Annotated in this window: 21 protein-coding genes; 13 read left to right on the forward strand and 8 right to left on the reverse strand. The window is 44.7% G+C overall.

Features of this window, described 5'->3' with window-relative positions; all coding sequences use genetic code 11:
• The 5 genes from IID12_04885 to IID12_04905 form a co-directional block, all read right to left on the reverse strand.
• On the reverse strand, nucleotides 1-652 hold a 652-nt coding region (locus tag IID12_04885), incomplete at its 3' end, for an aminopeptidase P N-terminal domain-containing protein (protein MCH8288425.1).
• Complete coding sequence (locus tag IID12_04890; protein MCH8288426.1) at nucleotides 642-1,388, reverse strand: hypothetical protein; 747 nt, start codon at nucleotides 1,386-1,388, stop codon at nucleotides 642-644. The genes IID12_04890 and IID12_04885, both read right to left, overlap by 11 nt.
• A 46-nt stretch (nucleotides 1,389-1,434) precedes the next feature.
• Nucleotides 1,435-2,160: a DNA repair protein RadC gene (gene radC / locus IID12_04895; protein MCH8288427.1), complete on the reverse strand. Its 726-nt coding sequence runs from the start codon at nucleotides 2,158-2,160 to the stop codon at nucleotides 1,435-1,437.
• Between the two features lie 91 nt (nucleotides 2,161-2,251).
• Nucleotides 2,252-2,602: a type II toxin-antitoxin system PemK/MazF family toxin gene (locus tag IID12_04900; protein MCH8288428.1), complete on the reverse strand. Its 351-nt coding sequence runs from the start codon at nucleotides 2,600-2,602 to the stop codon at nucleotides 2,252-2,254.
• Complete coding sequence (locus tag IID12_04905) at nucleotides 2,602-2,751, reverse strand: hypothetical protein (protein MCH8288429.1); 150 nt, start codon at nucleotides 2,749-2,751, stop codon at nucleotides 2,602-2,604. Before IID12_04905 ends, IID12_04900 begins: the two co-directional genes overlap by 1 nt.
• A gap of 445 nt (nucleotides 2,752-3,196) precedes the next feature.
• On the opposite strand from IID12_04905, the gene IID12_04910 reads away from it, so the two are divergent.
• Genes IID12_04910 through cadA form a run of 5 tightly spaced genes read left to right on the forward strand, consistent with a single transcriptional unit; the run spans nucleotide 3,197 to nucleotide 8,678 of the window.
• Complete coding sequence (locus IID12_04910) at nucleotides 3,197-3,853, forward strand: metal-dependent transcriptional regulator (protein ID MCH8288430.1); 657 nt, start codon at nucleotides 3,197-3,199, stop codon at nucleotides 3,851-3,853.
• Between the two features lie 54 nt (nucleotides 3,854-3,907).
• Complete coding sequence (locus tag IID12_04915) at nucleotides 3,908-4,153, forward strand: ferrous iron transport protein A (protein MCH8288431.1); 246 nt, start codon at nucleotides 3,908-3,910, stop codon at nucleotides 4,151-4,153.
• A gap of 59 nt (nucleotides 4,154-4,212) precedes the next feature.
• Nucleotides 4,213-4,953 (forward strand): 50S ribosome-binding GTPase, encoded by a 741-nt coding sequence (locus tag IID12_04920; protein MCH8288432.1) that lies wholly within the window; start codon nucleotides 4,213-4,215, stop codon nucleotides 4,951-4,953.
• Complete coding sequence (locus tag IID12_04925) at nucleotides 4,950-6,344, forward strand: ferrous iron transporter B (protein MCH8288433.1); 1,395 nt, start codon at nucleotides 4,950-4,952, stop codon at nucleotides 6,342-6,344. Before IID12_04920 ends, IID12_04925 begins: the two co-directional genes overlap by 4 nt.
• Nucleotides 6,345-8,678 carry a cadmium-translocating P-type ATPase gene (gene cadA, locus IID12_04930; protein ID MCH8288434.1) on the forward strand — a complete coding sequence of 778 codons (2,334 nt, stop codon included), beginning with the start codon at nucleotides 6,345-6,347 and terminating at the stop codon, nucleotides 8,676-8,678.
• Here the strand turns inward: cadA and IID12_04935 are convergent.
• Nucleotides 8,671-11,124 carry a BamA/TamA family outer membrane protein gene (locus tag IID12_04935; GenBank protein ID MCH8288435.1) on the reverse strand — a complete coding sequence of 818 codons (2,454 nt, stop codon included), beginning with the start codon at nucleotides 11,122-11,124 and terminating at the stop codon, nucleotides 8,671-8,673. The two genes, cadA and IID12_04935, sit on opposite strands and share 8 nt — an antisense overlap.
• Nucleotides 11,125-11,270: 146 nt before the next feature.
• Here IID12_04935 and IID12_04940 point away from each other — a divergent pair, with 146 nt between their 5' ends.
• A complete protein-coding gene (locus IID12_04940) occupies nucleotides 11,271-12,164 on the forward strand; it encodes a peptidase (protein MCH8288436.1) in 894 nt (297 codons plus the stop codon).
• Here IID12_04940 and IID12_04945 read toward each other — a convergent pair.
• The gene (locus tag IID12_04945) at nucleotides 12,129-12,647 is read right to left on the reverse strand and encodes a hypothetical protein (GenBank protein MCH8288437.1); all 519 of its coding nucleotides are present in this window, start codon (nucleotides 12,645-12,647) and stop codon (nucleotides 12,129-12,131) included. The genes IID12_04940 and IID12_04945 overlap by 36 nt on opposite strands.
• Before the next feature lie 15 nt (nucleotides 12,648-12,662).
• Nucleotides 12,663-13,484 (reverse strand): tetratricopeptide repeat protein, encoded by an 822-nt coding sequence (locus tag IID12_04950; GenBank protein ID MCH8288438.1) that lies wholly within the window; start codon nucleotides 13,482-13,484, stop codon nucleotides 12,663-12,665.
• A gap of 731 nt (nucleotides 13,485-14,215) precedes the next feature.
• Here IID12_04950 and IID12_04955 point away from each other — a divergent pair.
• The 7 genes from IID12_04955 to IID12_04985 form a co-directional block, all read left to right on the forward strand.
• Nucleotides 14,216-14,872 (forward strand): class I SAM-dependent methyltransferase, encoded by a 657-nt coding sequence (locus tag IID12_04955; GenBank protein MCH8288439.1) that lies wholly within the window; start codon nucleotides 14,216-14,218, stop codon nucleotides 14,870-14,872.
• Entirely contained in the window at nucleotides 14,857-15,690 is an 834-nt protein-coding gene (locus IID12_04960) for a hypothetical protein (GenBank protein MCH8288440.1), read from the forward strand. Before IID12_04955 ends, IID12_04960 begins: the two co-directional genes overlap by 16 nt.
• A 3-nt stretch (nucleotides 15,691-15,693) precedes the next feature.
• On the forward strand, nucleotides 15,694-16,653 hold the full coding sequence (locus IID12_04965) for an NAD(P)-dependent oxidoreductase (protein MCH8288441.1): 960 nt from the start codon (nucleotides 15,694-15,696) through the stop codon (nucleotides 16,651-16,653).
• Between the two features lie 19 nt (nucleotides 16,654-16,672).
• A complete protein-coding gene (locus IID12_04970) occupies nucleotides 16,673-17,482 on the forward strand; it encodes a glycosyltransferase family 2 protein (protein MCH8288442.1) in 810 nt (269 codons plus the stop codon).
• A gap of 2 nt (nucleotides 17,483-17,484) precedes the next feature.
• Nucleotides 17,485-18,201 carry a class I SAM-dependent methyltransferase gene (locus IID12_04975; protein ID MCH8288443.1) on the forward strand — a complete coding sequence of 239 codons (717 nt, stop codon included), beginning with the start codon at nucleotides 17,485-17,487 and terminating at the stop codon, nucleotides 18,199-18,201.
• Between the two features lie 31 nt (nucleotides 18,202-18,232).
• Nucleotides 18,233-19,852 carry a glycosyltransferase family 39 protein gene (locus IID12_04980; protein MCH8288444.1) on the forward strand — a complete coding sequence of 540 codons (1,620 nt, stop codon included), beginning with the start codon at nucleotides 18,233-18,235 and terminating at the stop codon, nucleotides 19,850-19,852.
• Between the two features lie 438 nt (nucleotides 19,853-20,290).
• The coding region (locus IID12_04985; GenBank protein MCH8288445.1) for a transcriptional regulator at nucleotides 20,291-20,465 on the forward strand (175 nt) is incomplete at its 3' end.

Here is a 20,465-nt window from a genome sequence, read left to right on the forward strand (position 1 = left end):
TGATCTTTCTCATCTCTCCGAGCAGGAACCTCACGTTTTTCAGCTCGACGTCGGCGCGTCCCCCCGAAGCAGCGAACCTCCCTGTTATCGTCTCCGAAAGCTCCTTATCGGCTCCGAAATTGTGATAAATCGTCTTGGCGCCTCTGACCAACTCACGCAGCATTTTCTCGAAATCGTCTATGACATATGCCGTGTCGGCTCCGAAGATCTCCATCGCTCCTTTTGTACCGAATCTGCGCCCGTCCCATGTTTCGCGGAGCTTATCCCGTTTGCGCACAAATAGGATAAATTTATGCTTTTCGTCTCCCGGACGAATTACGGCGATAGACCGCGGTTCTTCGAACCCTGTCAGGTAGAACATGTCCGAGTCCTGCCTGTAATCATGGTCCACGTCGTCGTTCCTTGTGTATTCGTCATGAGCGACAATGACAGCGACCGCTTCATCACCGATCTTAGTCATGAATTCCTGCCGTTTTTCCGCAAAAATCGATTTATCCGGGTACGGATCGTATTGGGCGTAAAGAACAGAGCAAGTAAAGACCAGCGCCAGATTCACTAATAGAATATTTTTCAATCTGATATCTCTCCTTGAATGTTTTTTAGCATGCAGTGTGAAAAACAGAAAGTCCGGGAGGCTGACGTTAGCGTTCAATCAAAAACGTCCGGACGGTATGATTAAAATTGCCGAGGACAATCTTACCGTTCGGATCGATCAGGTCGAGTATCAATTTATGTTTGCCTTCTGAAAGACCTGTGATAATGGAGGATTTCCACAATGAGAGCGTACCTTCATGACCATCGAGCGAATATTTTATCTTGTAGTCATAGATTCCCATGCGCGCATTCGACAGCCAGAAATCCAAAAGTACGTCACCGCCGCTTGTATATTCATGACTTCCCGACGGCACGTTGAGTAAAAGCATAGGCTGGGATTCAGCTATCGGCAAGCTGCCCGCGGCTTCATTTACGTAAAACTGAACCATATCGAACGTCCTCGTCGATTTATTGCTCAGATGGTATTCGTCCACTAAAAAGGCGCGTATCACATGAGGACCGTCGGAAAGATTTTCAAACACCACCGGTGAATTCGAATCGAAATGTTCCATTATATCACCGTCATCAAGCATCATATGAAGGTGCGGTCCACCTGTCGAAAGTTCAAGTCCGGCAAAAGCAAAATACGTCTCGACTTTTTCGGATGTTAATTCACCCTGTTTGGGAGACACGATCTCCAGAGCGGCATTGGGAATCTTTTTTTGTGTCTGTAATGCTTTAATAGTGAACGGAACAGAATCTTCTTTGTCCATCTTTTTCTGACAGTTTGCAATGAAAATCAGGCAAAAAAGCGAGAGGAGAAAAATATTTCGTTTTTGAGATTTATAGTTCATGTAAAAATATATATATCTTTCGGATTATAAGTAAGTAGAATCCCTCTTAGATCGATTTAATGAATTTTTCGTATTTTGTTCTGTATCTGTCTATCAGTCCGTGGTTAGCAAACGAATAATAATTCCCGTCGCTGATTATGATATGATCGAGGACGCGAAGTTCCATGATCTCGCATGCGTTCACGAGTTCCTGAGTGATGTTTTTGTCGTCCTCGCTCGGTTTTGTATCCCCGGAAAGGTGATTATGCGCGAAAATTATGGAGACCGCATTGTACCGCAGAGCGTTTTTTATCGCTTCACGCAGGTACACGACGCTGGTATCCACCGTCCCCTCGAAAAGATCTACGATCTCGATTATATTATTTTTCGCGTCGAGGTAGATCGCTTTAAATATTTCTTTTTCCAATCCCGACATTGAGTGTTTGAGATAGTCATAAACCGCTTCGGGCGAGCTCGTCGCCGGTCGTTCTACAGACTTCTGCTTTAGATATTCCGATGCCACGTCGTGAATGAATTTGAGTCCGAAGACGTTGTTAGGTCCGACTCCTTTTACTGTTTTTGCCTCTTCGGCATCTGCGTCGAGGACGCCGCGGAGGGTTTTGAACTTTTTAAGGAGTTCTTTTGCCGGGATTTTTACGTCCTTGCGCGGCGTGCCGAGCGAGAGGAGCAGTTCGATGATCTCGTATTCACTGAGCGCGGCAATCCCCGACTTCATGTAGCGCTCCCTGAGACGCTGCCGGTGCCCTTTATTATGGTCTGAATTATCGGTCATGAGATAACAGGCACTAAATATTCGTAAGATAGGTGGAAAAGTCAAGAAGGGTTATTGTTAAGGGTAACGGGATAGTTTGAAATGTTTACAATTAAAGGCTTAGCTCATCTCTTAGGGCTGCATCGACCTCCGCAATTGCTTCGGGGCTCAGGTGCCCCCAATTTTCGATGATTCTTCTTTTATCAATTACCCTGACTTGATTAGCGGGTGCAAAGCTATCTTTCCGAACTCCACCATCACCCCTGTTTATCTTAGCTATGAACGGATACTGTTTTTTCCCCTTTGAGCCAGTTAAGGGAATTATAACCGTGACAGATGAAACTTCATTACCATCATCATTCTGAACAATTACAGCCGGTCTTGTGCCTTTCTGCTCATGCCCTATCATTGTATCGGGTTGCACAAGAACAATATCACCCCTGATGAACGTTATATCCGGCATCACCATACTTCTCTGTCAATCTCTTTAAATTCATCCAACATAGCTAAATCTTCTTCAGCCCTGGCTATATATCCCTCTCTTCTGAGCTCACTTTTTTTTGCTTTCATCCAATCAGTAATAGCCTCTCTGATTGCATCGAGATATTTCATGTTTGACTCCTTCGAGATCGAGATTAGTTCTGCATGAACATTCCTCGGTAGAGTGACATGAACTCGTTTGGTTTGACTACCTGTCGCAGTAATTGTCATGGTCTTTCCCTGTTCCTGTGTGTTTATGTGGTTTAATGCGCATAAATATAGCACAATTATATGTGCCTGTCAAGTGATATGTTTTGTGCTACAAAAATACGATACATACTAATACACTCAACTAATAAGGAAGTCTCAGGGGTTGTAAATCTTCTAAGCTCCAGAGTCAATCTGTTACTCCGGCTGTGGAAGTTGGAATAACTAAGAGATATCGGAATTTCGGGGATTTACTTGAATTGGAAATAAATCATAAACCCAATTGACTCACTACCTTATTAAGCTTGACATGGTTATATCTAATCGTTATTGTTAGGCATGTCTAAAAATAAAGTTAGGTGGTGTTGATTTGGTAACACACGCGGTAGAAGATTATCTGACGATGATATACAAGCTCTCGTATGAAGGGGGAGAGCCGACTACGACTTCAATCGCAGATAATTTGGGGGTTTCAAAGGCTTCAGTCACCGATATGTTCAAGAAGATGGCAAAGTCCAAGCTCATTATTCATGAGCCGTATAAGGGAGTTAAACTGACCAGGGCGGGAGAGAAGGTAGCATTGGAAGTGATAAGGCATCACCGTCTTGTCGAGCTATATCTCAAAGAAGCGATGGGGGTCAGCTGGGACAAAGTCCATGACGAAGCGGATAAGTGGGAACATATTTTATCTGAGGATATAGAGGACAGGATCGTGGAGATGCTCGGGAATCCTACTCATGACCCGCACGGAGCGCCGATTCCGACAAAAGACGGACACATTCAGGACGAGAAGTTTACTCCTTTGTCTGACGCTCGGGTAGGAGAGAAGCTCCTGGTTCGGTTGGTGGAGGACAGTGACCCTGAAAAGTTAAGATACCTGGCTGATAAGGGAATTTTTCCGCAAACGGTGATTGAGGTTAAAGAGGTTCAGCCTTTTGAAGGTCCGCTGACGCTCGATGTGGAAGGAAGTCCTCAAATAATAGGTCATGAAGTTTCGCGAATAGTATTTGTTTCTAAAATGGATTAAGGAGGATAATTTCAACTGACCGATTCGGATATAGAAACAGTTAAGACTCTCCCGATGAGCGAGCTGCAAAAAGGAGAGAGCGGAATTGTAATAGAAATAAACACCAGGGGCTTGATGCGGCAAAGGTTAATGGAGATGGGCTTGACCCGTGGAATCGAAGTTAAGTCTCTCCGCAAAGGAGCTTTCGGTGATCCGACAAGTTATCTGATACGCGGGACGATGATAGCTCTGAGGAAAAAGGAGGCATCTGAGATTAGAGTGAAATTAAATGATTCGACCAACGGAGGGATAAAGATATGAGCAGTGCTTGCAGTACATGTGGACCGGTCGGCTGCACACCGTCACATAAGCGGGAAAAGATGGGCGTGAACGATGAAGGGTATGACTATTTAGTAGCATTGGCAGGAAATCCCAATACCGGGAAAAGCACGCTGTTTAATGAGCTTACGGGTCTTAAACAGCATGTCGGAAACTGGACGGGAAAGACCGTCACAAGAGCGGAAGGAGAAACAACTTCGGGGAATTCACTCATAAAGGTCGTTGATTTGCCGGGCTCCTATTCTCTGCGTTCGACTTCACCCGAAGAAGAAGTTGCGCGGGATTTTCTTCTCTTCGGGGAGCCTGACTGCACCATTATTGTAGTCGATGCGACAAACCTTGAGCGCAACCTCAATTTAGTCCTCCAGGCGATTGAACTGACCGACAGGATTGTTGTAGCACTGAATCTTATGGACGAAGCGCGTAAAAAGGGTATCGGAATAAAGCATAAGGTTTTGGAAAAGAGACTCGGAATACCTGTGGTGCCAATAGTAGCGCGCAATGGTGAGGGAGTGGATAAGTTGATGGAGATAGTGGTATTGGTTTCTTCAGGGCATATACAGTTATCTCCTAAACGCATAAAGATAAAAGGCGTGCTCAAAAGTGCCATCGATTCTCTATTGCCGAAAATCAGTGAGACGTATCCCGGTTTTTCCAATCCGAGATGGCTCGCCATTGAATTGTTATCAGGTCATGAACGTCTCTCTCAAGAATTGATTTGGACTAATATCGCCGAGCATATAGAGATGGAGCAAATCGCAGGGAGCGGCGCAGCTGCATGACCGCAAAAACCTTAGGGCTTCTGAATGAAGCGGATAGGATCAGGTCGGAATCCAATTTTGATTTTTCCGATGAGATAATAGAAGCCATCTATGCGGAAGCAGGAAAAATAGCAAACGAATCTATCGTCACAAATGGGAGTAAATCCCGCGATTGGAGCGGGTTTTTCGATAACATCGTAACATCTCCGATTACCGGTATCCCTATCATGATAATCGGATTGGCGACAATATTCTACATTACTATCTGGGGAGCTAATTATCCTTCTCAAATGATAGCCACCGGGCTTTTTTATATAGAGGGAGTAATGGCAGGGCTATTCGATTCTATGGGGGCTCCCTGGTGGTTGACGGGTTTTATATGGCATGGCGTTTATCGCGGGCTCGCATGGGTGATAGCGGTTATGCTTCCCCCGATGGCAATCTTCTTCCCGATGTTTACACTGCTCGAGGATCTGGGTTACCTGCCGAGAGTGGCGTTTAATCTTGACCCGCTTTTCAGGAAGGTGGGAGCGCATGGCAAGCAGGCTCTGACAATGAGCATGGGATTCGGCTGCAATGCCGCCGGAATAATCTCCACACGGATCATCGATTCGCCGCGTGAACGGCTGATAGCGATAATAACAAATAATTTTGTGCCATGTAACGGAAGATTCCCAACGCTAATAATGATCTCCATAATATTCGTGGCTGCCGAGTTTCCACCCGGATTAACTGCTCTGATAGCCTCACTCTCCGTAGTGTCGATAGTCATGATAGGGGTTGTTGTAACGCTTGGCGTTTCTTTTGTACTTTCCAAGACCGTACTTAAGGGAGAGGCATCGACATTCGCTCTCGAACTTCCGCCTTATCGCAGACCAAAGATACTACGAGTTTTATACACCTCTCTTATAGACAGAACCATCATTGTCCTCTGGAGGGCGATAATTTGGGCGGCCCCTGCGGGAGCGGTCATATGGCTGTTAGGAAATATTCATATGGACGGTTCAACATTAACGTCCATCAGCGCTAACTTTTTAGATCCACTTGGAAGGGTAATAGGTTTAGACGGCGTTGTCCTATTGACATATATCATAGCGATACCGGCTAATGAAATAGTGATTCCCACGATGATAATGGCGTATATGAACGAGTCAGCCATGCTTGAGCTGAGTAGTCTTGAAGAATTAAGACAATTGCTCGTGGTTGACCATGGATGGACTTTAATCACCGGAATCAACTTGATGCTGTTTTCTCTTTTGCACAGCCCGTGTTCGACTACCATCTATACAATTTGGAAAGAAACGGGCAGCGTAAAATGGACGACTCTCGCGACTTTCATACCGTTGTTTTTAGCGTTCTTAGTGACTTTCGTTGTCTATCAACTTTCAGTCTTATTAGGATTCCCCGGTTAAATGCCTGAAGTCGAAAGTGCACAGATCGATGTTCGCGGAGTCGATTGCCAGGGCTGCGCCGCAACAATAGAAAAGACCGTAATCGGATTAGACGGTGTGAGTGAAGCCGATGTCAACGTATTAGACGGCGGTCTCAACATACGATTCGACCCCGCAATAATTTCCCCCAAAAAGATTTCCGAAACTGTAAAATCGCTTGGCTACTCGGTCGGTGAAAAGGACAGGCAGGTTTCCGTCTTTAAAGTGGAGGGAATGGACTGCGCGGCGGAAGAAAGGATTATTAACAACAAACTGGCCGGTGTAGCCGGTATTCATAATATGGAATATGATCTTGTCGGGGAGCGGTTGACTGTAGAACACAGTTTGAGTCCTCATGCCATAAGCCAGAGTATAGCTTCCGCCGGTTTCAAAGCTGAACTCGAAGGGAAGAAAAACGTCGAAGAAGGTGGAGGCAGGATTCGAAAAAGGGTCATATTAACTGCGGTCTCGGGTATTCTGATTTTAACCGGGGCTATCGTTGATTTGACCGGAGCGTTAGAGTCGGCTATACCGATCTACATTGCGGCAATGCTGTTCAGCGGTGTTCTTACCGCCCGGAAAGGCTATTATGCACTGAAGACATTCACTCTGGATATGAATTTTCTCATGAGCATTGCAGTCATCGGCGCAGCTGTTATCGGCGAGTGGCTTGAGGGCGCAATGGTCATTTTCCTGTTCAGCATTGCGGAACTTCTTGAGGCAGGCAGTCTTGAAAGAGCACGGAAGGCAATACGCTCACTTATGGAACTTGCCCCGGACACCGCAAGCGTGATTCGAGATGACGGGAGCTTAGAGACCGTCCGAATAGACACTGTCGACGTTGGCGATCTCATATTGGTTAGACCGGGTGAACGAATTCCGCTTGACGGAAATCTTCTGGAGAGCGGAGGATTTGTAGATCAGTCTCCGATAACCGGAGAAAGCATACCTGTTCGGAAAGAAGTGGAAGACACGGTGTACGCCGGCAGTATAAACGGCGACAGCGCCCTTAAGATTAGAGTGTCGAGGCTTCACTCCGACAGCACGATTTCGAGGATCGTGAAGCTTGTGGAAAAAGCCCGCAGCAATAAAGCGCCCACAGAACGGTTTGTAGATAAGTTTTCCCGCTATTATACTCCGACCGTAGTGGCGATTTCAGCAGCTCTGGTATTGGTTCCGACCCTTATCTTTGATGCGCCTTTCGAAACCTGGTTTTACCGCAGTCTCGTCCTGCTTGTTGTAGCATGTCCCTGTGCACTGGTTATCTCTACTCCGGTAACTATAGTCAGCGGTCTTACGAGGGCGGCTAAGTCCGGAGTCTTGATTAAAGGAGGCAATTACCTCGAGGCGATGGCTTATATAGATACGATTGTATTGGACAAAACCGGAACTGTCACAGTCGGGAAGCCCGAGGTGGTAAAAGTGATACCACTCAACGGAATGTCTGAAGAGAAAATGCTTAGCCTTGCCGCCGCAGTTGAATCAGCATCTGAACATCCGGTTGCGAAAGCGATTGTGTCCGCCATGGAAAAAGTAAATTCTAATATCGAAAAAAGTGAGAGTCTCCACAACCATCCGGGGGAAGGGGCTCATGCGGTTGTAAACGGCAGACAGGTTTATGTCGGTAATCACGAATTTTTTGAAAAATCCGGCCTGTGTAACACTGAGATAGAGAAAAGACTTGAAGAAATCGAGGACTTAGGTCGAACGGCAGTGCTCGTATGGGAAGAAAAAATTCCCATAGGGATAATAGCGGTTCAGGACGTCATCCGTCCGGTTGCCAAGGATGTGATAAATCAATTTGAAAAGCTCGGTATAAAAAACACATACTTATTAACCGGCGATAACAAGAGAACTGCCGCTTCGATCGCAAAGCAGGCCGGGATCAAAAATTTTCAGGGTGAGTTGATGCCTTCCGGAAAAATGGAGGTACTGATTGACCTTTCGAAAAGAGGCTATAAGACAATGATGGTCGGAGACGGTGTAAATGACACTCCCGCCTTAGCTGCGGCGGACGTCGGAGTGGCGATGGGTTCAGCGGGATCGGATCAGGCTTTAGAAACGGCTGACGTTGCGCTCATGTCAGATGACCTCACGAAACTTCCTTTCGCTATTTCCCTGTCGAAGAAATCGCTGAGGATAGTCAAAGAAAACATCATATTTGCCCTTGGAATTAAAGCGGTCTTTATGATTATGGCACCGTTCGGTATGGCGACGTTGTGGATGGCGGTCGGAGCTGACATGGGTGCGAGTCTGCTTGTAATTTTAAACGGGATGCGAGTTTTGAAATTTAAGGCTCCCAATTATCCTAATTGAAATCGTAACCGGCTGTAATATATACTCTCTCGGTTCCTTCTGAACTCTTTCCCCACTCAATACTTGCAGGAGCGATCGGAGTTTCAAAGATGACTGCGCCCCCGTAACCCGAAACGAAGTTACCGAACGAAAAGGCGGTTTCGGGGTTCGTGAGCGATTTGCCGAAGTCATATCGAAGTGAAAAGTGGATATTGAAATAATTCTTGACAGGCAGCCTGTATCTCAGTTCATAGCTTGAGTATATGAATTTCCTGCCTACAAACCTGTTTTCGCGAGTTCCATAGAAAGTTTTTCTTCCTCCGATACGGAATTGTTCAGAGAACGGAGTTGTAAGGTCGGCAATTCCGAATGAGAGCAAAGGGCGGAAAGTAAGTCTTTTTTTAAACGTGTGGTAAAACTCGAACATTCCTTCAAATGAATTATAGCTAACATTGCTGCCGATGGTACTCAAAGCGAATATATAGGTAAATCGACTAAACTGTCCGCGCGTGGGTACCGGAAGTTTATTCCTTCTGTCGACCGTAGAGCGCAATCTGACAGCTACTATCCCTGTATCCTCTTCTCTAAAAAAACCACGGTCTCTCAACCCCCTTATCTTAGTGTCAATGATCATGAGCTCTCCGGTAGCGGCTCCAAATCTTCTCACCTGAGCTCCTATCAGGAACGATCCGACAATTCTTTTTTCATTATACTCTCCAATACGATCGGCGCCGTCACCATATAGGTAATCATCTCTGGAGCTGTATCCGATCTGAATGCCGTTAGTCAGAAAAGTGTTCATAAACTTCGGGGCGCGGTAGCGGAATTGAACCTCCTTGTCCCTTTCGCCGAGAATCCCCGAAATTGAAGCGTTGTTTCCGCTTCCGAAGAGGTTTTCATGCCTGAGTTCAATCTTGCCGCGTGTTGCCCTCTCCCTGTCGGTTCTAACTCCGACCAATACCCGTAAGTATGGCTGTTCTTCGACCCGCAAAAATATTTTATGTCCGGCGTCGGTTTTTTCCACAAAAAGAGAGACCTGCCTGAAAAATCTCGTGGCATAAATATTATCCAAACCTTTATCGGCTTTCCGAATGTTAAACAAGTCTCCGACGGATAACGGAAACTCGCTCAGAATTACCTGATCTGACGTATAATCGTTTCCCTCGACGGCTATGTCGGTGATCAGCCCTTCCTCGATTTGAATCTCAAGAGAGCTGGCCGAAGAGTCGTAGTTGATTTCGGAAAATTCTGCTAACGAATATCCGTCATTTCGGTATAACCGGATAATCAGTTCGAGCGCCTTGTCAAGAGAGGCGGAGCTTAAGTTTCCGGGTACGCTGAGACCGGAGGCCGAAACGATTTCTTCATCGGAAAATCGTGAATTACCATTCAAAATCACGGAAGATATGAATATGTCGTTTGATATTACACTAACAGGTGCTGAGCGCTGAAATAGCGCAGGATGACCGTTATCATTTTTCCAATTTTTCAGCATGGAATCTATCAGAGCGATTTTCGCTTCCGTTGCTATCGCACCGGCTTTTATCAATTCAGCCGGGTTCGAAAAATCTGCCGGAAGCGTGTTTGCAAGATCAGGCCTTACAATTATGTCAGCGTATTTTCTAAGCTCCTTCAATGACGGCTGCATCATGATCGTGATAATCTGATCCGCAATTTGCCATGGTAGTCCGAGGTCATCCCGATCTCTTAGGGGCGCAACCACATCAAACGCTATGACAATGTCAGCGCCCATTTCACGGGCAATATCTGTGGGAAGAGCGTTAACAATTCCTCCATCGGTCAAGAGCATCCCGTCCTTTTCGATCGGGGAAAGCAGCAGGGGGACTGCTATGCTTGCTCTCAAAATTTCAACCATATCTCCTTCTGAAAATACGACCGGATTACCTGATTTAAGATCCAAAACTACCGTTCTGAACGGGATCTTCAAATGATCAAAATCGGGATCCGGCTTAAACGGAGCCTGAAGAAAAAGCCTGTTCAAACGGCGGGTAAGTTTCTGGCCAGACGAAAGTCCTAAGGGTATATACGGTTTAAATCCCTGAAAACGGAAAGAAAAATTATACTGTTCTCCCGCTTCCTGTTGGCTGGCTAAAAGGGTTTTCCTCTCGAGCTCTTCGGCAAGCAAATCATCCCAATCGGAAGTCAGTACAAATTCTTCGAGTTGAGACGCGGTGTATCCGGACGCATAGAGACCGCCCATGATACTCCCCATACTCACGCCGATTATCAGGTCTATCGGTATGTTGTACTTCTCAAGCATTTTAAAAGCCCCTATGTGGGATATCCCGCGCGCGCCGCCTCCACCGAGAACTATTGCTACTGTCGGTCTTTTTGAAATTTTATTCTCCGGTATGGAATCGGATAGAAATACGGCGTTCGAATCAACTTGAGCAAATAGCTCTGTGGAAATGAAGCATAAGGAAAGAATAAGTGTAATTTTAGTCATACACTCTCTAAAGTATTCTCTAACAGACTGAAAGGCAATATTCTGTCTTGAGTAGAGGTCGTCAAGGAAAATATTGAATTAACGCTGAAAAAATCTAAGTTTAAGTCGCAAATGAATAATCTATCACAATCAGGTCCGAATTAAAAATGAGTTATTTGTTTATTTTCATCGACGGAATCGGAATTGGCGAGCGCGACACAACATCAAATCCGTTTGCGGCGGCAAATTCAAAATATTTTACTGCTTTTTTGGACGATGAAACGGTTTTCAGAGTAACTTACAGGGACGGAGTAATAGTGCCGACCGATGCGTGTTTGGGAGTTGATGGTCTGCCGCAGAGCGGAACGGGGCAAACGTCCCTGTTTACCGGAATAAACGCCCAAAAGGAGGTCGGTAGGCATGTTAGCGCATATCCGACACCACCTCTCAGGAAGCTGCTGCGCTCGACGAATATCCTTATGGAATCCCATTCGAGCGGTTTTAAAACTACTTTTGCGAATGCCTATCACAAGAAATATTTTGAGCGGCCCAAAAAGATGATCAGCGCTACGACATGGCTGGTTTTGTCAAGCGGAATAAAAATTAATTACTTAGAGGATATCAACGAAGGTCGGGCTGTTTTTCATGATCTTACGAACGATTATTTGATTAAGGAGGGATACAAAGTTAACAAAAGAACTCCTTACGAATCCGGTTCTGTCCTCGCAGACGTTACTGCCGAACATGACCTCACTCTCTTCGAATACGTAATGACCGACAGCATCGGGCATAAGAGAGAGATGGATTTGGCGCTTCAACAGGTAAAAAAGATAGAAGAATTTTTAGATGGACTATTCGATACGATCGAGCTGGATAAACACAGCGTGCTGATCTCAAGCGATCATGGAAATATGGAGGACGTTTCTGTGCGAACTCACACGAGGAACCCCGTCCCGACAATTATATGGGGGAAAGATATAGAGAAACTTCAACAAAGGATCGAGAAAATAACAGATATAACTCCGTCACTTCTTCGCGCTCTCGGTTCCGCTTCCCTCTGATTCGGCAGGCATTATTTCCCAATATTTTTCCGCCACGGCGTTCATGTATTCCGAATTCCTCCACAGATATTTAAATGAATCGAACGTTCCCTTCAGATAAAGCGCAACGCATATCAGTGCTATGTAACCGTGCACTTGCGGACCCCAGCCCGTAAAGGCGGTTGTTCCTCCAAATACAGCAGCCAATGTAATGAGAAAAAGATTTATCGTGGCTCCTTTGGAACCCTTGCCGTGATTACTCCGAATATCTGCAAGTTCCGGCATATCGAGATCTGCTTCATCAGCGGCGTCTTTTACGCCTCTTCCCGTCTGAATGAAATAGAATATCGTGAGTATGTCGTTGACATAAATAAGAAAAATAGTCGGAAGCGCGAACAATGCATGCTGCATCCCCATCGGCTCAAAACCAAGATAGCCCGAAAGTACGAGTACGACCAGGGCGGTGATGGAAAAAAACTTGAGTATGAAAATGGCGATGAGCATCAGATAAGCCGCATTCTACAAGTTGCCGAGATTTTCTTTTGCGGCGGCTCCGACGTCGCTGTCGGGATTTTTGTCAATCACCTTTTGCCATTGAACCCGCGCACCTTCTTTGTCACCCATGGAGGCGAGAATAACTCCCAAGTTATAAAGGGCGAACTCGTCATCAGGGTCGGACTTTAACGCCGTTTCAAGCTGGAATTTAGCCTTTTCCACCTCTTCGGCGCCTGCATACATCTCCGCTAAAGTAATTCTTACTCTCACGTCATCAGGCTGTATCCGAAGATACTCCTCAAAATATTCGCTTGCTTCTTCATATCGACCGATAGTCGCGTACATGTCACCCAACTCAAGATAAGCGTGAAAATCATCAGGATCGTTTTCAATACGTTCGTTCAATTCATCTAATTTTTGCATTACCGGAGCCATAGCGTCTTCACCGTTCGATTGGTTTCCCCTGGGAACAGGCATGCCGCTCGGCGTTGTGGGGCGTTTTGGGATTGTGGAGCCCGGTTTAATTATGATCTGATAGAACAAAAGAGAGAGAAGAGGAATGGCAATCATAAAAGCCATAACGCCGATTCTTCTTCGGTTCGGATTTAGTTGAGTTGTCCGTTTCTTCGGAGCCTTTGCCTGTGCCCGTTCAGGTCGAATGGCTTCCCTGCCGGGTGAGACCTCAGCTCCGCAGGAGATGCAGAAATCGGCGCCGAGAGGCACCTCGCTGCCGCACTGGGAACAAAACCGCTTCGTCTGATCGGTTGCATCAAATGTGTTTCCGCAGGAAGAGCAAAATTTCGAGTCGTCTTTGTTCTCAGCGCCGCACTTCGCGCACGATTTCATATCTATCCTTTCCGATAAAATTTTCTGAGGCTGAAATCTAACACGGCTCAAGAGCTTTATCAATAAATATCGTTTTATATTTTCCTCGGCAGTGAGGGCCTGTTTCGAAGGTACTCCTTCGGAGCCCTGACGTCTAAAAGATCGTGCGGACAGGGCGTGTCGTCGTCCGCTGGCTGGAGGATTTCTCCTCGCAATGACGATTCCTTTTTGGAGTGCATCCGGCTGAGCCGGATGCGGCATCAACGCAGTTGATGCACTCCATATAACACACCCTCCCGAAAAAAATCGGGATAAACTTCCTCCGGAAGGAGTTCCTTCGGAACACCCCTCTTAGTTAGAGGGGAATAAGAGGACTTTTCCTTTTATAGATAAGTGCGGTCAGGGCAAGCCCCAACTCGCACAGAGCAGTGTCATTCTGATCCCGGCTCGCCGGGAGAAGAGCCGAAGACAGGCGCCAGCCAATCTCGTCCGTATACAGGGCATTAGCCGGACAGACCCCGACCGCGAGGGTTTATTATAAATATTGTTTAATTGTCCTTCTGAGGTTGTAAATCGCATAGATATTCCTATATTCCATCCTAATTACCGTTTTTGAACTCCAATGAAAAATGTAAAAATACTACTAATAGATGAATACACGCGATATTAAACAAGTCCAATTCCGCACTGATCGCCTGGCTCGTCTGGCACATATTGAGCGCTGGCACTTTTGGTTCATCGGTCGCCGTGCATTGGTCAAGCGCCTCCTTGCCAAATATATCGGTAAGGAGACAAAGAGGTTACTTGACATAGGCTGCGGAACAGGCAATATGGTTGAGATATTATCTGCGCAGGGTCATAAAGTTGTAGGATTAGATTTACTCCCGCAAGGTTTACGTTCTACGCGTCAGAAAGTCCCGCACTCGATGCTTATTCAGGCTGATTTGTCAATCCCGCTTCCTCTTTCAGATAATGTGTTCGATGTTGTAATAGTATTAGACGTTCTGGAGCATGTGGACGATGAAAGTCTTCTCGAAGAGGTAAAAAGAGTATTAAATCCAGGTGGGATCATCCTATTGACTGTGCCGGCGTTTCAGTGGCTCTGGAGTTTTAGAGATACGGATGCCGGGCATTTACGAAGGTATACGCGTAAATCACTTCATGATCTTATGAGTAAATCAGATCTTCAAATAGTTGAAATGCGGTATTATCAATTTTTCCTGTTTCCGTTTATAGCTATGACCCGGTTTATCGGACGAAAAAGAAAGGAGGTGCGTGATTTCGAGGAACAGCCAATTTGGGTCGTTAACAAAGCTTTGTCCTGGATAAACAGGTTAGAAGTCTGGCTTAGTGACTATATACCTCTACCATATGGTTCATCACTGGCTATTGTATGTCAGAAAAGCTAATAAAAAACAGTAATTTTCAGCTGTATCTCTTTTCACTTGATACGGAATTCATACGTAAAACAGTAGCATCGGGTGTCCATGGCATCATAGTTGACTGGGAAAACCAGGATAAGGGAAAACGGCAAGCCGGGGCAGATACCGAGATTAATAAGGCGACTATTGAGGATCTGAGGCGCGTCCGGAACTGCACGGATGCTCGAGTGATTTGCAGAATAAATGGATACAACTCGACAACAACCGATGAAATTGAGAATGCGATCGATTCAGGTGCCGATGAAATATTGCTTCCGATGGTGCGATCGGTGCAAGAAGTTCAGGATACATTAGATTTAGTGGCTGATCGCTGTGGTTTGGGAATTCTCGTTGAAACTATAGACGCCGTAAATATTGCAGACAAATTATCCAAACTTCCTCTCACAAGGGTTTACGTAGGACTGAATGATCTCGGAATTGAAAGGGGAACCCCGAATATATTCAGTGCAATAGAAGATGGAACGGTGGAGAAGATAAGAGGTTCCTTTGAAGTTCCTTTCGGATTTGCGGGGATCACGTTCCCGGAGTCCGGTTACCCGATTCAGTGCAGATTACTGATAGCTGAAATGACTCGTCTGAATTGCGATTTCAGTTTCTTACGCCGAAGCTTTAATCATGATATTAAGGGGAAAGATATGTCAGTCGAGGTTCCGAGAATCCTGGATTCATTTAACCAACATCTTCAGCGAACTTCCGAGGAGATCGCAATGGATAAACGCTTTCTTGACCATGCTATCCTGAACGCTCCGGATCCTTCCGAGTGGCGCATTGGTGAGAAAAGATAGCCTGTGAGCTCATTACTCGATAAGCCTATCGTGGTTACAGGGGCAGCGGGATTCATTGGCGCTAATCTTGCAACAGCGCTTGTGAATCAAGGTGCCAAAGTCCATGCGTTAGTGCGAAGTACCACTAATCTCTGGAGATTGGGAGAGATCAGGAATGATATCATTTTGCACACCGTTGATTTGACGGATTTTGACCTCCTGAATGAAATAATTGGTAAAGTAAAACCTCAGGTAATTTTTCATCTTGCCGCTGAAAGCGGTCACCATGAGGACACAAAAGGCAGGGTTGATGCAATTCAATCATCGGTATTGGGAACTCTGAATTTGATCGAATCGATATCATCTTTGGAATCTGCCAAGTTAATTCATATAGGAAGCTCTCTTGAATACGGAAGAAATAACAAAGCATTAAACGAATCTGATTTACTGCAGCCTGAAACGTTCCGTGGGGCAATCAAGGCTGCGGCTACTTTAATATGCCGGCAATATGCCATTAGTAGCGAAAACCCGGTTATTATTTTAAGATTATTCAGTGTTTACGGTTATTTTGAGCAACCTGAACGGCTTATTTCCCGAACTATTTTAGCCGCGCTTGACGATGGAGAAATTTCTCTCACAAGACCGGGGTACGTTCACGATTATGTTTTTATTGATGATGTGGTCCGGGGATGTATGCTTGCTCTCGATGCGCAAATACCCGGTGGTGAAATTATAAACATTGGTTCAAGCAAGCAGACAACAAACGAAGAGATTGTGCGCCTGATTCAAGAGATCTCGGGGAAAAAAATCACGGTGAAAGAAGGAGACTACCCTGAGCGTTCATTCGATACGACTAATTGGGTTGCGGATATTGAGAAGGCAAGAAAGTTACTAAATTGGGAGCCTCGTTGCACTCTAACGGAAGGACTCGATAACACCATCTCATGGTTTATGAAAAACAAATCTCTATACAATGATGTCTAATTCAGATCAAACTGCGGAAATGAGTTCAAGAAAATCACGGCAGCCGGATGTAAGCTTAGTGATCCCTGTGTATTTCAATGCTGATACTCTCAAGGAGCTTCATAAGAAAGTCCGGGAGGTGCTCCGTAAAAATCAATATTACTTTGAAATTATATTTGTCGAGGATGGTTCATCTGATAATTCCCTGAAAATTCTGAGGAGTATTGCAGAAGAAAACGAGAACGTTATTGTAATTTCCTTAGAAAAAAATATCGGACAGCAAAGAGCCGTGCTAACCGGATTGGCCTATAGTAGTGGAGACAAAGTTGTGATAATGGACGCTGATCTTCAAGATCCTCCGGAAGCGATTCCTATTCTGCTGGAGAATTTATCCGGCGATGTTGCCGCGGTATTCGGGGGAAGAAGCGGTCATTATGAATCAGAGTTCAGGCTTTTTTCTTCCCGTGTTTTTAAAATGTCAATTCACCTTCTTACGGGTATCCCCGTGAATGCCGGGATTTTTGTCGCTATGAAAAGAGAAATGGTAGAAAAACTGCTGAAATTCCATTCTCCCAGACCATTTATGACCGCTATGATAGGCTTGACCGGTCTTAATGTGAAATCTATCACGGTAAAAAGAAACGTTCGAGCAACGGGTAAATCAAGATACAGTACGTGGAATCGTCTGGTTATCGGCGTGATGGCAATTGCATGGACAATCTACTGGAAATTGAATCGAAAAAGCAGGTCTTTCCATAATGGAACAGGAGTTGCACCTGTAAAAGAATTTATCGGCAAGCGATATTTGAACACATCAATCATTGGGAACCGTAGAGTGTCACGGCAATAATCATGCAGAATTACACTAAGCATAACAAAGATCAGCAGCAATATTTTGAAAATACTTTTAAAAAGACGATGCAACCGGTTAACACACCTTATCTCAATCGTCATGTAGATGAGATGCTCATATACGCGGAAATTACCAAGAACGACCGGATTTTGGACGTAGGTTGCGGCATTGGTCGCTACACTCTTATTTTGGCTGAACGGGGCTTTAAAGTCGAAGGGCTGGATCTTACACCGGGTTTACTTGAACAACTTCAGGAAGCAGATGGAGGTAAATACAACATTCCACTATACTGCTCTGATATAATCGATTATCCTCCCGAATTAGAGAGCAAGTTCGATAAAGTAATTGGTTTTTTCACGCTCCATCACCTGCATAATATTGAACGATGCTACCATGCCATGACTGAATTACTCAAGCCGGGAGGAAAAATAGTTTTTCTTGAGCCGAATGCATTTAACCCTCTCTATTACATTCAAATTGCAATAACTCCCGGTATGACGTGGGAGGGTGATGGCGGTATTACGAAGATGCGAAAAAAAGTCATATTCAACGCAATGAAGGAGGCGGGATTAAGTAATCTTGATGTCGGTCGTTTCGGATTTTTCCCCCCATTCTTAGCAAACACCTCATGGGGCGCGAAATTAGAAGGATTCCTTGAGAAGTTACCATTTTTACCTCCTTTCTTACCCTTCCAGCTATTTACGGGGACCAAATAATGACGAGAATCAGTTCGAGCTCCTGAAAGTTTTGAAACAGCATGTAAAAGTGATCGAGACAGCCCAAAAGTGGCTTAGCACACCCGGTTACGCCTTAACCAGTCTCATGTGTGTGATACTATTCCTGCGCTTCCTACAGATGTTGTTTCCGTCCCGATTCGATGTTCAATATTATGCTTATTCAAGCTGGATGGTGAGTATTGGAGATTTGCCGTACCGTGATATTTTCTTTATAAAAACTCCACTCATGCTTTTCATAAATGCCGTACCTATGCTGGTTTTCGGATCTTCCATCTACGTTATATTATTAACCGAATTTTTGATTGTGTGCGCATCTGTTCTCTTAGTTTATTTTGTTACGAGACAGATCAGCGGTGAATACTGGCTCTCTCTCGGTGCAGCATTTTTGTTCGCCCTGTTTGTAAACAAATACGTTTTCTCATATGGCGGAGGAAGGATAGAAAACTATGAGCTGCTCTTTTACCTGATTGGTCTATATGTTCTTGTTAAATCCGATTGGCAAAGTCCGCGATTATCCACTTTATATTTATTTGGTCTCGCAATCGGATGTGCGGCGTTAGTCCGACAATCAGCGCTGATATCGGTTCTCGCCTGGGGTATATTCTGGGCGGTTAATCCACAGATTACGGTATCTAAACTCCGTACAACAACAATATATTTCTCAGGTATCATAACGGTATTTACGATCTTCATCGCTTATTTATCTGTAACAGGTACACTCAGCCATTTTATCGATATTCAGTTCAACTACAATCCCGCGTACGCAATGGGAGGTTATATTGGAAAAGGTTGGTTACTCGGCAATATTATTCTATTGAAGAACATGATAAAAGCGCTCTACCCTATTATTCCTTTTTTCTTTTTAGGATTGTATCGGTTGGACAAACAATGGTCGCCTATATTGGTTCTACTACTCGCTACTCTTATGGAGGCATTCGCTTTTGGAAACACTGGTTTCATTCATTACGGGATCGTTAGTATTCCGGCGATCACTATTGTCGCCGCAATAGGTGCAGCGAAATTGTATAGTTGGGTAGATTCATCAGCCGATGCTTCAAGGTCAAAGGTTATGATCGTTTTTCTGGGATTGCTAATCATACTTCCTTCAGGGATTATCCGAACAAAGCATATTTCGTTCGCATGGGAAAGAATTTCAAGTGAGATGAAAGGGAACAAGTCCTTCATGGCAGAAAATTATGAACTTTATAAAATTGCTGATGATTTGAAAAGTCGTCTTAATAACGAAGAGGTATTCGCATTCTGGGGATACCAGATGATAATACCAATGTTAGCTCAACGCCGCATTCTTCCGGGACTAACTCCATTCCAATACTTTGTTGTTGATCTGCCCTCTGAATTAGTTACAAAAAAGAGAAATGAGTTTGTATCATTAGTTAGGAAGCACCTGCCTAAGATTGTTGTTATCACAACTAATCACAAGAAAGAGACTGCGATGCCGCCGGAAAGTCTTATGGAGCTCCTTAGGGAGCATTATATACTTTTTAAGACATATGGACCCTCAAACAAATCCGTCGCCGGTTTTAGAGGATTTAACGAAAGGTCGTTTCAGATGTGGGAATTGACGGCAAGCTCTGAAAAAGAAGTGATTGATCACGTCTATAACAAATAGGGGCATGTGACTCAAATATCAAGAAAACCTGAGGTCCAAAACAGTCACCACTCAGCTATAGAAATACACTAAGGCACGCACTGCAGTACGCCCGGGTGGACTCCTCCAGTGGAGTTCCTCCGGAAGAACCACCGGCCAATGGCTTAAAAGTTCTCCGTCCTATACTATATATCATGCACTTACACCAATAGGGCACTCAAATGTGGAAAAATATCTTAAATATTTACTTATAACAAGTTCAGGCAGGATTCTTGAGAGATAAAATTTAAGCTATATTAGGACTTAGAATTAATTTTAGCTTGACATTTGGCTGGACGATTAGTATCTATGTTTTGTAAGGTAGCAAAATAAACACAAAAACTCATTATATGTTGTAAAGACTACAAATAGTATTTGTAAGATTTTTAAATTTGATACTGACTTTAATTTTTAAGGAGAATACTCTCGAGCACAGAAAGTAAAAGCCCAATTTTCCTGATAAATAATAGATACAATTCCCTCAGGAATTCTGAAAAGCGTGTAGCGGATTACACACAAAATCATATGGATGAGGTAGTGATTTTATCTCTTCAGGGGCTTGCCAAAAGATGTGAAACGAGCGATGCGACAGTCC

The organism is Candidatus Neomarinimicrobiota bacterium (genome assembly GCA_022567655.1).
Taxonomy (GTDB): domain Bacteria; phylum Fidelibacterota; class SORT01; order SORT01; family SORT01; genus JADFGO01.